Source organism: Hyphomicrobium sp. NDB2Meth4 (genome assembly GCF_900117445.1).
In the GTDB taxonomy this organism is placed as follows: domain Bacteria; phylum Pseudomonadota; class Alphaproteobacteria; order Rhizobiales; family Hyphomicrobiaceae; genus Hyphomicrobium_A.
On sequence record NZ_FPEJ01000007.1, the window covers coordinates 118,045 to 132,438 of the forward strand.

Sequence of the window (14,394 nt, forward strand, 5' to 3'; positions counted from 1 at the left end):
CTCGCCTCAATGGTGAGCAACGCCGGGCTCGCCGGGAGCCTCAGCACGTGCTAGAGGCGCCGCCATGGCTTTATCCGTGGATCCATGACCTCACCCATAGAAACAAAGCAGGCCACCCCGCGCCAGATTGGCAAAACCCCGACCGTGGGTTTCGTCTCGCTCGGCTGTCCGAAAGCACTGGTCGATTCCGAGCGCATCCTCACCAAGCTGCGCGCGGAGGGCTACGCCGTGTCGCCCGACTATGCCGGCGCCGACGTCGTGGTGGTGAACACCTGCGGCTTCCTCGATAGCGCCAAACAGGAAAGCCTCGAAGCCATCGGCGAGGCCATGGCCGAGAACGGCCGTGTCATCGTCACCGGCTGTTTCGGTGTTGAGGAAGGGCGTATCCGCGAAAGCCATCCGGGCGTCCTGGCCGTCACCGGCCCGCACCAGTACGAGCAAGTCGTCGAGGCCGTGCACAACGCCGCCCCGCCGCTGCACGATCCCTTCATCGATCTGGTGCCTGCCGAAGGCCTGCGCCTTACCCCGCGCCACTACGCCTATTTGAAAATCTCCGAGGGCTGCAACAACCGCTGCTCGTTCTGCATCATCCCGCACCTGCGCGGCGATTTGAAAAGCCGCCCCTCAAACCACGTGATGACCGAAGCCGAGCGCTTGGTGAATGCCGGCGTCAAGGAACTGCTCGTCATCAGTCAGGACACGAGTGCTTACGGTCTCGACCTGAAATACGCCGAGAGCCAGTGGAAAGGCCGCGCCCTGCCGGCGCGCTTCCAGCAGCTCTGTGAGGCGCTGGGCGACCTCGGCGCCTGGGTGCGCCTGCACTACGTTTATCCCTATCCGCACGTCGATAGCGTCATTCCGCTTATGGCGGAGGGCAAGATCCTCCCCTATCTCGACCTGCCCTTGCAGCATGCATCGCCCGCCGTGCTGAAGGCGATGCGCCGCCCCGCGCATCAGGAAAAAACTCTGGAGCGCATCCGCCGCTGGCGCCAGATGTGCCCCGACCTCGCCATCCGCTCCACCTTCATTGTCGGCTTCCCCGGCGAAACCGAAGAAGATTTCGAGATACTGCTGCAGTGGCTGCGCGAAGCCGAACTGGCCCGCGTTGGCTGCTTCCGCTATGAGCCCGTCGCAGGAGCCCCCGCCAACGAACTCGCGGGCGCCGTCCCTGATGAGGTCAAGGACGAGCGATGGCACCGCTTCATGGAAACCGCCAAAGAGGTCAGCGAAAAGCGCCTCGCCGGTATCGTCGGACGCGAGATCGATGTGATCATCGATGAAATCGACGAAGAAGGCGCACTGGGCCGCTCGAAGTGGGATGCGCCCGAGATCGACGGCAGCGTGTTCCTCAATGGCGACACGGACCTGAAGCCTGGCGACATCGTCAAGGCACGGGTAACCAACGCCGACGACTACGACCTCTGGGCCGAGCGCGCCTAGCGAATTTGGACTCCATTCAGAAGAGAGCCGCGTTCCGCGTTTTGCTCGCGACTGGAACCTGCCCCACCAACGTACGTTCTTCCGACGTCAAACAATTTTCGCCGTCGTTTTGGGAGACGCACAATGGGCTTGTTTTCGCGTGATCTGAAGTCGCTCGACGATCTATTTCTGCACGGACTGAAGGACATCTACTACGCCGAGAACAAGATCGTTAAGAGTTTGCCGAAGCTGATCGAAGCGGCCTCGGATGCCGAGCTCAAGAAGGGCTTGAAGCAGCATCTCCTCGAGACCGAGAACCAGGTCAGACGACTGGAGCAGGTCTTCGATAAAATTGGCGAGAAGCCTCGCGCCACGCGCTGCCCCGGCATCGACGGCATCCTGGCCGAAGGCGACGACCTTCTTGGACAGGTCGATGGTCGCACCGCAACCAACGCCGCCATTGTCGCTTCCGCGCAAGCGGTAGAGCACTACGAGATCACCCGCTACGGAACGCTCATTGCCTGGGCCGCGGAACTCGGCAAGGACGATGTCATCCCGCTGCTCGAGCGCAACCTCAAGGAAGAAAAAGCTGCCGACAAAAAATTGACAACGGTCGCCGAGACCCACGTCAACAGGGGGGTGGCGCGAAAGACGCGCAGCGCCCCGAAGCGGCGTGCAACAAGCTCATCCACAACGCGTCGCAAGGTCGCCAAGTACGCAGCCAAACCGCGCAAGCGTCCCGCCGCACAGCGTCGCCGCGCAAGCTGAGCGGCACGGACGGGAGGAGCAGTGGCACGCCCGCCGGCTCCTCCTATCCAGCTCAAGTCGAGAGCGCAGTCGCCATGACGAGAATGACTGCCGACGCGCTCACCGCCGCACATAGCAGCCATGCCTTGAGCTTCAGCGTGCGCTCCAGGCCCTTTGCCTCATCCCGGAATCCGTCCAACTCGCCCAGTTTGCGACTGACAGCCTCGAAGCTGTTGTAGGCGTGAAAGTCGCCGGCCGTTCGTCCCTCGATCCGATCGAGCCGCGCCTTCAGATCGCGACAGCCGCGCAGCAGTTCATCGAGCTTGGCATCTTTCGAGCGCCGGTCACCCTTCTGGAACGACTGCAGACGCCGCTCCTGATCGGCGATGGCTTCGAGGTCAGCCACCCTGCAGGCGATGTTTCCCAGATCGCGAGACATCAACCGCACGGTCGCATTCAACTGCTCGATCCTGTTCGACGTCTCGGCGACGAAACTGTCTCGCGCAATCAGCGGCACGGACGCGGCAAGGTCGAGGCGGATGTCCGGTGCCGTCTTTTCTACCGCGGCCTTGCTCAGCAGCTTCGGCCGCGCGTGGCCGTCCTCCACTCTCATCAACACCTGAAAGACGCCTCCCCATCGGCGCCAACTGGGCACAAACTGCGCCACACAGAAGGCACGTTTCTTCGATCGCGCGTCCTCGCGAAGGTGCATGCGCGCACGCCCTTGCGAGCAAGGAAAGCCGTGCGCTGCAGAGCCTCGTTAGGTCGCAACGTTAGTGTTCAGATTTGCTTGTGTTTTAGTGGTGCGACGATAACGCACGCAGCAAACTTTGACTAGCCATGCGCGTCACATTTTGCCCGTATGCGCGCAGAAATTTTTACTGCGCGCACAACTCGAAGGCGCCTAGCGGTTGACGGCGGTGAGCGCTGCGGGCGGGTAACGATCACCGGCAGCAACGCCCAGCGGAAACACTTCGTCGATGCGCCGCAGATCTTCCGCCGTCAGCGTCAGCGCGAGCGCACCGATATTCTCCGCCAGATACTTCCGGCGCTTCGTGCCCGGGATCGGCACGATGTCGTTGCCGCGCGAAAGGACCCACGCGAGTGCAAGCTGTGCCGGTGTTGCGTTCTTCTCCGCGGCGAGTTCCGAGACAGCCGCTACGAGCTCCAGATTGCGAGCGAAGTTCTCGCCCTGGAAGCGCGGTGCGTTGCGGCGATAGTCGCCTTCCTCGAAATCATCCGGCGATTTGATCTGGCCCGTGAGGAAGCCGCGGCTGAGCGGGCTATAGGCAACAAATCCGATCCCCAGCTCGCGAACGGTCGGCAGGATCTGCTGTTCCGGCTCCCGGCTCCACAGCGAGTATTCCGTTTGCAGCGCCGCAATCGGGTGCACCTTGTGCGCGCGCCGGATCGTCTCGGGTGCTGCTTCCGAAAGGCCGAGGTAACGCACCTTGCCCTCGCGCACCAATTCGGCCATCGCCCCGACCGTGTCCTCGATCGGCGTATTGGGATCGACGCGGTGCTGGTAGTAAAGGTCGATGGTGTCGACGCCGAGCCGCTTCAGGCTGGCTTCGCACGCCTGCCGCACATAGGCGGGGCTGCCGTCCACCCCATACGGCGTACCGCTCGCCGCGCGATCGCGGCGAATGCCGAACTTGGTCGCCAGCACCACCTTGTCGCGCTTCCCCTTGAGTGCGCGCCCGACCAGCTCCTCGTTCGCACCGCTGCCGTACATGTCGGAGGTGTCGAAGAAGTTCACCCCCAGCTCGATCGCGTGGTGGATGACATCGATCGATTCCGCTTCGCTCCCGCCGCCGATGTAGAAATCGGACATGCCCATGCAGCCGAGCCCGAGGGCGGACACCTTCAACGGGCCGAGATCGCGATATTGCATGATGAGCCTCTGCGGATTTGCGCTGTCTTCAGGGGAGTGCCCCGGACATAGGCTCGCCGGCGACCGATTGAAAGGCCTCAGCCCACTTGGCCGCGGTGCCGCAGATAGTGGTCCGCCAGCACGATCGCCATCATCGCTTCCCCGATCGGCACCGCACGGATGCCGACGCAGGGATCATGGCGCCCCTTGGTGATGACATCGGCTTCCGCGCCGTTGACGTCGATCGTCTTGCGCGGCGTGAGGATCGACGACGTCGGCTTCACCGCAAAGCGGCACACGATCGGCTGGCCGGTCGAGATGCCGCCGAGGATTCCGCCCGCGTGATTGGTCAGGAAACACGGCTTGCCATCATGGCCGATGCGAATTTCGTCGGCGTTCTCTTCGCCGGTCAATTCAGCAGCGCCCATGCCCGCGCCGATCTCGACGCCCTTCACGGCATTTATGCTCATCATCGCCGAAGCGATGTCCTGATCGAGCTTGCCGTACAGCGGCGCGCCCCAGCCCGCAGGCACGCCCTCGGCGACAACCTCGATCACCGCGCCGATGGACGAGCCCGATTTGCGAATGGAGTCGAGATAATCGGCCCAGTGGACGGCAGTCGCAGCGTCCGGACAGAAGAACGGGTTGGAATCGACCGCGTCCCAGTCCCACAACGACCGGTCGACCTTGATATCGCCGATCTGCACCAATGCCCCGCGGATGGTCACGCCCGGGATCACCTTGCGCGCTACAGCGCCGGCAGCAACGCGTGCCGCAGTCTCGCGCGCCGAGGAACGCCCGCCGCCGCGATAGTCGCGGATGCCGTACTTCGCCCAATAGGTGTAGTCGGCATGGCCCGGCCGGAACTTGGAGGCGATATCGCCATAGTCCTTCGAGCGCTGATCGACGTTGCGGATCATCAGCGAGATCGGTGCGCCCGTGGTCACCTGCCGCCCGTCGGCGTCGGGAAACACCCCTGACAGGATTTCCACTGCATCGGGCTCCTGCCGCTGCGTCGTGTAGCGCGACTGGCCCGGGCGCCGCTTCTCCAGGAAAGCCTGGATTTCGTCCGCCTCCAGCGGCAGCCCTGGCGGGCACCCGTCGACGACGCAGCCGAGCGCTGGCCCATGGCTTTCGCCCCAGGTCGTGACACGGAAGAGATGGCCGAAGGTGTTGTGAGACATGCCGAAAGCCGAAGTAAGGGGATGAGCTCTGGATGCGCGTGCAACCTTGAGCCGTGGCAGTTGTGCCAGTCTTAGGAGTGCAAGCGCACGCCCGCAAGAGCAGAGCCTGTAAAGACCGTGACATGAGCGCGCGACGCAGTTTATCTGGCCTTAGTACCGCGTCGCGACACGCGACTAGCTGCAAAGAGACAGCAGGAAAGGGGGCACCACCCGTGCCAGCCTTTCTGCATTGCCGCCGCTTGGTGGAAGACCGCCGGTCACCTTCAGGCCATGCCTTGGGACCAATTGGTCGAAGTGTTTCTGAGCGTTGAGGCGCAAGAACCGCCGATCGCGTGCCGCAGCATACGGGCCCCGTGCATCGTGCCCGAACATCAGCGCCGCTCCCTGATGGCCTGAGCAACCGTCATCGAGCGGACATCGACGTGACGGGAAGAGCTGGGGCAGCCGCTGCCTCGGCTCTTCTTCGCTTTTGGGGATGGTGCTTACAGCCACTCCATCCCGGTTCGGCGCAGCACCAGGATGCGATCCTGCGGCACCTCCAGCTCAGGGACGAGCGAGGGCTCGATCCCATAAAGATGTCCGCGCAGCACGCGGCTGATGCCGCCGTGCGCAGCCACAACCGTGTCGCGCGTCACTCCGCCGAGCCAATCGACCGCCCGCTCCATGAGATCCGCGTAGCTCTCTCCCCCGCGCGGGCGCCAGCGGAACGTGTCGCGCGAACGCTGTTCGGCACCCTGCGCGTCGAAGTCGGCAAGATCGGAGGCGAACACGCCCTGCCAGTGCCCGTAGTGCAGCTCTTTCAGGCGGTCATCGAGTTCATAGCCGCTCGGGTCGAGCCCGAGACTGGCGCGCACGATTTCCATTGTCTCTCGTGCGCGACCGAGAGGACTGGCGACGAAGTGCGCATCAACAACCTTTGGCAACAGGGCGCGAAGCGCTTCGCCGTTGCGCTGGGCTTGCGATCGCCCAACCGCATTCATCGGGATATCGGCCTGCCCCTGGTAGCGCGACTGCGCATTCCAGTCGGTCTCGCCATGGCGGATGAGGTAGATCGTAACGTCGTCCCGCACGCCAGCTACGCTGCGCCGCTATCAGGCGCCCTCGCTCTTGGCGACGGTGATGTCCGGCGCGTCCTCGTTCTTCATGCCTTGGACGTGATAACCGGAATCGACGTGGTGCACTTCGCCGGTCACGCCGCGCGACAGATCCGACAGCAGGTAAAGGCCGGACGCGCCCACTTCTTCGATCGTAACCGTCCGGCGCAGCGGCGAGTTGTACTCGTTCCACCGAAGGATGTAGCGGAAGTCGGCAATGCCGGAGGCGGCGAGCGTCTTGATCGGGCCTGCCGAGATCGCGTTGACGCGGATGCCCTTCTGGCCGAGGTCGGCCGCCAGATAGCGCACCGACGCCTCAAGCGCGGCCTTGGCGACGCCCATCACATTATAGTGCGGCATCACCTTTTCGGCGCCGTAATAGCTGAGCGTCAGGATCGACCCGCCCGGCGGCATCAGCTTCTCGGCCCGCGCGGCCAGCGCCGTCAGCGAGTAGCACGAGACCAGCATCGTCTGGGTGAAGTTCTTCTCGCTGGTGTCGACATAGCGGCCATCGAGCTCGGCTTTGTCGGAGAAGGCGATGCAGTGGACGAGGAAGTCCAGCTGGCCCCAGGCCCGCTCGAGTTCGGAAAAAACAGCGTCCATAGAGCCGGCATCGACGACGTCGCACGGCAGTACGACCTTCGACCCCAGCTCCGCGGCCAACGGCTCCACGCGCTTTTTGAGGGCATCGCCCTGATACGTGAAGGCAAGCTCGGCGCCCTGTGCCGCCGCAGCCTTGGCAATGCCCCAGGCGATCGAGCGGTTGTTCGCTAAGCCCATGATTAGGCCGCGCTTGCCAGCCAACAGGTTGCCCTTCGCAACCCCTGCGCTCGGCATCGGCTCCGTCATGGGTTCTCTCTCTATTTCCTGGTTGGCCCTGTGCGTTCGGCGCGGATACTACACAAATGCCCTGTTGGGTCCAGATGGGCGCTTTTTCGCAGGGGGGAATGGGAAAAGGCCGGCCCTGAGGGGGCCGGCCTTTCCAAACGGCTGACGGGGTCTGGGGGAAACCCGATCAGCCTTCCAATTGCCAGCGACCGCTGGGGAGGCGGCAGGCAATGCCTTCCTGGCGCTTGGTATTTTTACCTGTGGTCATCATCACGACGAGGTGGCGGCACACCTTCCCCTCGCCGTCCTTGAACGATCCGGTCGGCTGGATCAGGCCGGAAAGCTTTCCGTGCCAGCGCCGCCAGACGTAAGTTTTGCCGTCGCCGACTTCCGAGAGGGCGTACTGGATGCGCTCCAGCGCCGCGATCTCATCCTTCTCGTCGAGGCGGTAAGGACCGACGGGAATGTTGACGGTGGACCCAGGGAGAACGGTCACGCCCGGCATCGACGGCGTCGGATCGGGCTCAGTCGAAATCGAAGTTTCCCATTGCTCGCCGCCGAAGGCTGCGGTCGAGCCGAGAAGTACGTGACCGGCAAGGACAAGACCGGTGGTGACAACTGTGGCAAGCGTAACTAGAGAGGGGTGCGAACTCATGACGCTTCACTCGATGCTGACGACGCTACATTCCGCAACTTGCGGGGCGACCTTCGGCAAGTATGAGCTGGTTTGGTTAAGGCAGGCTAAACCGCTGTCCCGCGCGTCGAGTTCCGTCTAGCGAGGTCCGACTTGAGCCAGCACCATCCCGAATCCGATAGCGAAGGCGCCATCGCGCCCGGCGATTTCGCCGGCGCTGCCGAGCCGTTCGAACTCTTCGCTAACTGGCTCGCCGAAGCGGAGCGTCACGAGCCGAACGATCCCAACGCAATGGCGCTGGCGACCGTTGATCAGAGCGGCCATCCCAACGTGCGCATGGTGCTGCTAAAGGGCGTCGATCCCGCCGGCTTCCCAGATCGTGGCTTCGTGTTCTTCACCAACTACGAAGGCACCAAAGGCCGCGAACTGCTCGCCAAACCCTATGCCGCGCTCGACTTCCACTGGAAAAGTCTGCGCCGGCAGGTCCGCGTGCGTGGGCCGGTGACGCCGACCAGCGCAGAAGAGGCCGACGCCTATTTCGCCACCCGCGCGCGCTCATCGCAGATCGGCGCCTGGGCATCGCAGCAGTCCCGCCCGCTGGAAAGCCGCTTCGCGCTGGAAAAGGCGGTGGCTGGATATGCCGCGAAGTATCTCGTCGGCGCCGTGCCGCGCCCGCCCTATTGGTCAGGCTTCCGCGTCACGCCGCTCGAGATCGAGTTCTGGCACAGCCGCCTGTCGCGCCTGCACGAGCGCATTGTGTTTCGCCGCGACAACGCCCATTCGGATTGGACCAGAACGCGCCTATATCCTTGATGGTTTAAGCCAGCGAGGCGCCGCCGCCTGACCTCGCTCCAAGCCCCGGTCATCCCGGCCGGGTTGCTCTGCGAAAGGGTGCTCGCCATGCCGACGAGCGGCAAACAGAAGCGAAAGACTTTGGTGCTCACTGGCGCATCGCGCGGCATCGGCCACGCGACAGTGAAGCGCTTTGCTGCTTCCGGCTGGCGCGTCATCAGTTGCTCACGTTATCCCTTCCCCGAGGAATGCCCCTGGGAAATGGGACGCGATGATCACATGCAGGTCGATCTCGCTGACCCGGCCGACATCGAACGCGCCATCGCCGAACTGAAGCGCCGCCTCGAACCGGAAGGCTCGATGCTGCACGCGCTCGTCAACAACGCCGGCATCAGCCCCAAGGCCAAGGGTGGCGCGCGACTGAACGCCATCGACACCGATGCCGAGACTTGGCGCAACGTATTCCAGGTGAACTTCTTCGCGCCCATCATGCTTGCACGCGGACTATTCGACGAGTTGGAACGTGCTCAGGGCGCTATCGTCAACGTCACGTCGATCGCCGGCAGCCGCGTGCATCCGTTCGCCGGCTCGGCCTATGCCACGTCCAAGGCTGCGCTGACTGCTCTGACGCGCGAGATGGCGGCCGACTTCGGCCCGCGCGGCATCCGCGTCAATTCCATCTCTCCCGGCGAGATCGAGACGTCGATCCTTTCTCCCGGCACGGGCAAGATCGTCGACGAGCAGATTCCGATGCACCGGCTAGGAGCGCCCGACGAGGTCGCCCGCTCCATCTATTTTCTCTGCAGCGAGCAGTCGAGCTACATCCATGGCGCCGAGCTTCAGATCAACGGCGGCCAGCACGTTTGACGCGCCCGTTCGGGGGCCCCAGGGCCGAAATCGGCCGCCCGCCACGGCTCGCTGTTTTTCGCCTGATTCTCGGCTATTCTCTTTTCCAGAGACCTAGGTCGTCGCGGCGAGGGGTGCTATTCGGGGGCACCATCCGAGTCGGGCACCCGTAACCCAGAACCATTTTCCCCGGCACAGCAACGCAAGGCCACGCCGAGCATGAGGCCCCCGCCACCGCTAGGACCGTCGTTCTTTGCTCGCTGGACGAGCCGTATTGCCGTGTTTTCTGCAGTGCTGCTGGGCACCGCCGCGTTTCTACACCGCATTTTCGGCCTCCCGACGCCGATCGCCGAGAACCTGGCCGCAGTGGCGTTCCTGGGCGCGGGCATATCGCTGCTCATGTCCATTGCGGCAACCGTCGGCATCTGGCGGACCGGCCGCCCCGGAACTGCCCGCATCGTTTTCGCGGTGCTTGTCAGTCTGGCACTGATGCTCTGGCCGCTCGTGTTCCTGCCCAAGTATGAGGGCCTTCCGAACATCAACGACGTGACCACCGACACGGTCAATCCGCCGCCCTTCGAAGAGATCGCCAAGCTCCGCCAGCCCGGCTCCAACGCCGTCGCCTATCCGGGCACCAAGTTCGCGCGCAAGCAGCTCGCCGCTTACCCGGACATCAAACCAATCGAGATCGACCGCCCGGCCGATGAAGTCTTCGGGCTTGCCGGCGAGGCAGTGAAGCGCCTCAAGATGGACGTCGTCCACCAGGAAGTGCCCGATCTTGACGCCGGACGCGCTGGCATCATCGAGATTGCCGATCGCACACTCATTCTCGGTCTGCAGGATGACGTCGCCATCCGCGTGTCGGGCAACGAACAGCATGCGCGCCTCGATGTGCGATCCGCTTCGCGCTACGGCGGACACGATCTCGGGCGCAATGCCGAGCGCGTGCGCGAGATCCTCAAAGAGATCGTCACGGTGATGGAATCGACCGTTCCCGCCGCCAGGGCAGAACGCGACGACGAAGCCAAGGAAGCTAAAGAGGAACGGCCTCGCAATCGGCGTTCGAAGAATCGGCGCAGGAGATAAGCCCGCGCTCTGCGAGGTGATCGATATGTGCGCGCAGCGACATCATCGCCGCCCCGGCCACGGCCTTGTCCAGATCGCGATAGATCACCGGCAATAGAGTGCGCACCGTGTTGGTGCCGCTGCGCACCGCATCGAGGATCGCCTGCTCGCGCCATTTGCGATGCAGCAGATATGCCTTCACGGTGCGCCGCGGCTCATCTACCGCACCACCGTGCCCCGGCAGAAACCGCGTGGCGTCCTGCTTGAGCAGCAGTTCCAGCGACCGCATGTAGTCCGACATGCGTCCCTCGGGCGGCGCCACCACCGAAGTATTCCACGCCATCACATGATCGCCCGAAAAGACGACGCCGTCCCGGTCAAGCACCAGGCACAGATGGTCGGGCGCATGCCCCGGCGTATGCAGCGCCTCTAGCTTCCAGTCCTCGCCCGCGATCACGTCGCCATGCGCCACGTGCACGTCGGCGATGAATTCGTGCCCGACGAACTCTGCCTCTGGATCGCCGCCGCCTTCTTGCGTCACTTCCGATCGGCGATACGCGTACGTGCAAGCCCCGGTCGCAGCTTTCAGCGCAGCGATGCCGTCTGTATGGTCGCGATGGGCATGCGTCGAGATGATGTGTGTGATGGGGCGACCGGCCGCCGCGGCGAGAATGGCTTCGCGATGCGCAGCGTTGTCTGGTCCCGGATCGATCACCGCGACGCTGCGCTGGCCGACGAGATAGGTGTTCGTGCCCTTGAACGTCAGCGGCCCCGCATTGGGCGCAACCAGCCGCAGCACCCCGTCGGCCATCCGGTCGGGCGTGCCATACGCAAACTGCATGGTCGTATTGAATTTCAGGCTGTCGCTCACGTTGAAGGTGTGCCGGTGCGGCGGCTGTTACGCATCGGCCTGTGTGCCGTCGCGTGTCGACATGCTTAGGCATTGGTGACTTCGATATCAATGGCGCCAATCGCCGGGCGCTCCTGTCCCAATCACATGGTTACCCGCACCATCTGCATGGAACACCCGGGCACGCGTCGGTGTTTTCTCCTGCGCAGGTACAAGGAGAGTTCGCCATGCCGATATTTCTTATGCCCCATCTTTACGCGCAGCTGATGATGTCGAGCTTTGCGATGTGGGCCGAACTGCTCACCCCGCCCCAGGAAGAGTGCAATGGCGAAGCGTGAATCCCCGGTCCGGTCACCGTCCGAGCCCGCGCACAAGAGCTGGCTGCCCGGTCAGAAGGGCCAAGGCGGGGAAGGCATGAGCAAGGGCTACGGCGGCAGCGCCGGCAAGGGGACCGGAAAATCCGGTCCCGATGATCTGAAGCCACCGCGTCCGCGCCGCCAGAGCAGCGACGGGGACCGGCAGAACGAGAAAGACTAGGCCGGTCGCCGAGACTACTTGCAGCGCCTCACCACAACAGTCCCCGAGATGTCCGGCATCGGGATGACGGACTCCGGCTTGTCGGCGAAGAACTCGTCGATAGCCTGCTCAGCGCCCGGCCAGTAGAGGCTCGAGTAGTCGTGGATGATGAGGAACCCGCCCGGTGCCATCCGCGGATAGAAATATTCAAGGCCCGCTTTGATCGGCGCATAGAGATCGCAGTCGATATGCACCAGCGCATATCTGCCCTCGTTGGGGAGCTGATCGGCCGTATCGGGGAACTTGCCGCGAACATATGAAACCGGGCCGTCGCCAACAAAGCTCCGCACGGCGTCGAAGTCGGTGTCCTGAAATTGCATCTGCTGAGTTTGGTCCGGACCGGCCAGATCCTCTTCGGCAAACCCGGAAAACGTGTCGAGCAGATAGAGATGGCGCTCCGTGCGGCGGGCAAAGCGCGCAAGAACGACGGCCGTGTGCCCTTTGTAGACGCCAAGCTCAGCCATATCGCCAGCTATGGACTCGTGCTCGATCTGATCGAACGCGAGGCACAACGCATAGAGGCGCGACAGGTCCTGCTTGTTGTTCTCCGACCCCTTGATGAACAACTCAACTTCAGCGGGCAGGTCGATGGCGCCACCACGTTCGCGATACCGCGCAAGGTTGACGCCATATCGCTGCGGGATCTCGGAGCGAGGGTATTTCTCAATGACGTGACGCTTTACAAGGCCGTCGACGTCGACCCCGCTGCGCTTCAGAAGAGTGTTTACGGTTGCCACGCTGTCCAATCCTTCTTCAAGATCGCCGCTGATCAACCGAAATCGTTCGGGCTGGGCCTGCCGCATTGGGCGGTACCGGCCGTTGCCTACGCCATTGACGTCTGCGGAGCCCTGATGGCCCGCTCGATCGTCGGAGCGATTAGCTTGCAAACGGTGTCCGGCGATATCTCGCGCGTGCAGACAGGAATATCATCTCCGCGTGGGCAGCGCGTCATCCAGTCGTCCGTTATCCAATAGCAATTTCCGCACGTGACCGGGCGAACGTTGATATTTTCGTCGTAGCTGAAGTACGCGAGGTTGGTCGGGCCGAACACAACGCAGCAGGGCGTACCGAGAGTTGTGGCCAAATGGACGAGGCCACCCTCATTGTCGATGTGGAAGCGTGATGCGGCCAGCACCGAAGCCAATTCCGGCAGGGATGTCTTGTCGACAAGCAGCTTGTCTGTGCCGGCGATCGGTAGGGAGGGACCCTTGCCCACCTGCACCACGTACAGATCGGGAAAGAGCCGCTTCAGGTTGGCCACCAAGGCACCGTAGTGCGGGTACGACTTAGTCGAGCGCGGAGCTTCCGCATCAATGCCCTCGAACTCTCGATCATAGCCATCTGCGATCGTGATGTACGGGCGATCAGCTAAGCCGAAGCACCGCAACGCATCGTCCTTGAGTGGAATATCGAGGCTATGACCGCCATACGGAATGCCTGAAAGGGCATGACAGAAGTTGTGGCGATTGTACCCCTTCGCCACCGAGGTCTGGGCCAGCAAATTATCCAAGTGCGGACGATTTCTGACCATGTTCGCGAAGTTGTTGATGGGGTGAGTGAAAGCCTTGATTGAGCGGCCGATACCGCGCAACTTCTCGATAAGTTCGCGCTGTCGGGCATCCGTGGCGAAGAGCGGTGACAGGCTCCGCATCCAGACAAAATCGGTGACGTCGAACACGGCCAGGTACTGGCGGCGGGTCCGAAAGAAGTCCTCATGCGAAAAACAATCGCGCAACCCCTCGATCCCATCGAAGGCGAATTCGATTGCGCCTGGCTTGGACCCATAAGTGTCGAAAGTCATCGGGCCACAATGCTCGATGAGATCGCGCACGTAACGTGCGGCCACAATCTTATCCCCGAGCCCCCCGCTGACGAGAAATGCGCAATCAGCAGGTGCCCCACGTTCCGCTTCCCGCCAGCGATACCAATGCCGGGATAGGGTATTCGCTAATTCTAGCGGACGCGTCGAATAATAGGGGAGGCGGCGGACGCCTCCGACAACATAATCCAAGATGGTCAAGGCAATCTCCGGAGCGGCAACCCCTGGATGCTAGCGTTGAAGCGCTCGCGCCGTAACCTTCTACCCAGCATTTTCATGGGGGCGCGTCGAATTGGTCCGGACCTGTGGAGCCGACGCCACGCCGGAAGCCGGAACAAGCCGAGGAAAAATGATGGTCGGAGCGGGGAGATTCGAACTCCCGACCCCTTGCTCCCGAAGCAACAAGCTACAGCCAGAATCATCTTATTGGCGTTTTATCCGCAACTTTCGATTTCGTCACATTTCAGTTCACGCCAACCTGGGGCCAGCCAGTAGCCGCAGTGGCGTCGCTGTCGCTCTACGCAAGAGCGGTTCGTCCCATGTGTGGACATCGGGTAATCGCGGCGGAGCATGATCCTCCATAGTGCCGCGGTCAGAGCGCTATTGCTCGGCTCTTCGCACATCGGAGGCTGCTCGATGACCTGCTATGTCGGATTGGACGTGTCAA

The 14,394-nt window shown here is 62.9% G+C and carries 14 protein-coding genes and 1 pseudogene; 6 read left to right on the forward strand and 9 right to left on the reverse strand.

The window, feature by feature from the left end; all coding sequences use genetic code 11:
- The first annotated feature begins 84 nt into the window (after window positions 1-84).
- Both rimO and NDB2M4_RS12960 read left to right on the forward strand, forming a co-directional pair.
- The gene (gene rimO / locus NDB2M4_RS12955) at window positions 85-1,440 is read left to right on the forward strand and encodes a 30S ribosomal protein S12 methylthiotransferase RimO (protein ID WP_072375760.1); all 1,356 of its coding nucleotides are present in this window, start codon (window positions 85-87) and stop codon (window positions 1,438-1,440) included.
- A 123-nt stretch (window positions 1,441-1,563) separates the two neighbouring features.
- A pseudogene (locus tag NDB2M4_RS12960) lies at window positions 1,564-2,064 on the forward strand (ferritin-like domain-containing protein); the annotation flags it as partial.
- 175 nt (window positions 2,065-2,239) lie between these two features.
- Here NDB2M4_RS12960 and NDB2M4_RS12965 read toward each other — a convergent pair.
- From NDB2M4_RS12965 to NDB2M4_RS12990, 6 genes are all read right to left on the reverse strand, one after another.
- Window positions 2,240-2,785 carry a hypothetical protein gene (locus NDB2M4_RS12965; RefSeq protein WP_139247257.1) on the reverse strand — a complete coding sequence of 182 codons (546 nt, stop codon included), beginning with the start codon at window positions 2,783-2,785 and terminating at the stop codon, window positions 2,240-2,242.
- 285 nt (window positions 2,786-3,070) lie between these two features.
- Complete coding sequence (locus NDB2M4_RS12970; protein WP_072375766.1) at window positions 3,071-4,060, reverse strand: aldo/keto reductase; 990 nt, start codon at window positions 4,058-4,060, stop codon at window positions 3,071-3,073.
- A gap of 77 nt (window positions 4,061-4,137) precedes the next feature.
- On the reverse strand, window positions 4,138-5,223 hold the full coding sequence (gene aroC, locus NDB2M4_RS12975; RefSeq protein WP_072375768.1) for a chorismate synthase: 1,086 nt from the start codon (window positions 5,221-5,223) through the stop codon (window positions 4,138-4,140).
- Window positions 5,224-5,705: 482 nt separating this feature from the next.
- A complete protein-coding gene (locus NDB2M4_RS12980; protein ID WP_072375770.1) occupies window positions 5,706-6,293 on the reverse strand; it encodes a histidine phosphatase family protein in 588 nt (195 codons plus the stop codon).
- A 21-nt stretch (window positions 6,294-6,314) separates the two neighbouring features.
- Entirely contained in the window at window positions 6,315-7,166 is an 852-nt protein-coding gene (gene fabI, locus NDB2M4_RS12985) for an enoyl-ACP reductase FabI (RefSeq protein WP_072375772.1), read from the reverse strand.
- Between the two features lie 166 nt (window positions 7,167-7,332).
- Window positions 7,333-7,800, reverse strand: a complete 468-nt coding sequence (locus NDB2M4_RS12990; RefSeq protein ID WP_072375774.1) for a hypothetical protein — start codon at window positions 7,798-7,800, stop codon at window positions 7,333-7,335.
- Window positions 7,801-7,971: 171 nt separating this feature from the next.
- Between NDB2M4_RS12990 and pdxH the strand changes: the two genes are divergently transcribed.
- The 3 genes from pdxH (at window position 7,972) to NDB2M4_RS13005 (ending at window position 10,503) form a co-directional block, all read left to right on the forward strand.
- The gene (gene pdxH / locus NDB2M4_RS12995; protein WP_072375802.1) at window positions 7,972-8,592 is read left to right on the forward strand and encodes a pyridoxamine 5'-phosphate oxidase; all 621 of its coding nucleotides are present in this window, start codon (window positions 7,972-7,974) and stop codon (window positions 8,590-8,592) included.
- Window positions 8,593-8,679: 87 nt separating this feature from the next.
- Window positions 8,680-9,438, forward strand: a complete 759-nt coding sequence (locus NDB2M4_RS13000; protein ID WP_072375776.1) for an SDR family NAD(P)-dependent oxidoreductase — start codon at window positions 8,680-8,682, stop codon at window positions 9,436-9,438.
- 258 nt (window positions 9,439-9,696) lie between these two features.
- Window positions 9,697-10,503, forward strand: coding sequence for a DUF1499 domain-containing protein (locus tag NDB2M4_RS13005; protein WP_072375778.1), 807 nt, complete (start codon window positions 9,697-9,699; stop codon window positions 10,501-10,503).
- Here the strand turns inward: NDB2M4_RS13005 and NDB2M4_RS13010 are convergent.
- The gene (locus NDB2M4_RS13010) at window positions 10,451-11,353 is read right to left on the reverse strand and encodes an MBL fold metallo-hydrolase (RefSeq protein WP_244536167.1); all 903 of its coding nucleotides are present in this window, start codon (window positions 11,351-11,353) and stop codon (window positions 10,451-10,453) included. The two genes, NDB2M4_RS13005 and NDB2M4_RS13010, sit on opposite strands and share 53 nt — an antisense overlap.
- Window positions 11,354-11,656: 303 nt before the next feature.
- Here NDB2M4_RS13010 and NDB2M4_RS13015 point away from each other — a divergent pair, with 303 nt between their 5' ends.
- Window positions 11,657-11,869 carry a hypothetical protein gene (locus NDB2M4_RS13015; protein ID WP_072375780.1) on the forward strand — a complete coding sequence of 71 codons (213 nt, stop codon included), beginning with the start codon at window positions 11,657-11,659 and terminating at the stop codon, window positions 11,867-11,869.
- 14 nt (window positions 11,870-11,883) lie between these two features.
- Here the strand turns inward: NDB2M4_RS13015 and NDB2M4_RS13020 are convergent, their stop codons facing one another.
- Both NDB2M4_RS13020 and NDB2M4_RS13025 read right to left on the reverse strand, forming a co-directional pair.
- Window positions 11,884-12,645, reverse strand: a complete 762-nt coding sequence (locus NDB2M4_RS13020; protein ID WP_171988099.1) for a TylF/MycF/NovP-related O-methyltransferase — start codon at window positions 12,643-12,645, stop codon at window positions 11,884-11,886.
- Between the two features lie 86 nt (window positions 12,646-12,731).
- Window positions 12,732-13,754 (reverse strand): glycosyltransferase family 9 protein, encoded by a 1,023-nt coding sequence (locus tag NDB2M4_RS13025; RefSeq protein WP_072375784.1) that lies wholly within the window; start codon window positions 13,752-13,754, stop codon window positions 12,732-12,734.
- Window positions 13,755-14,394: the final 640 nt, after the last annotated feature.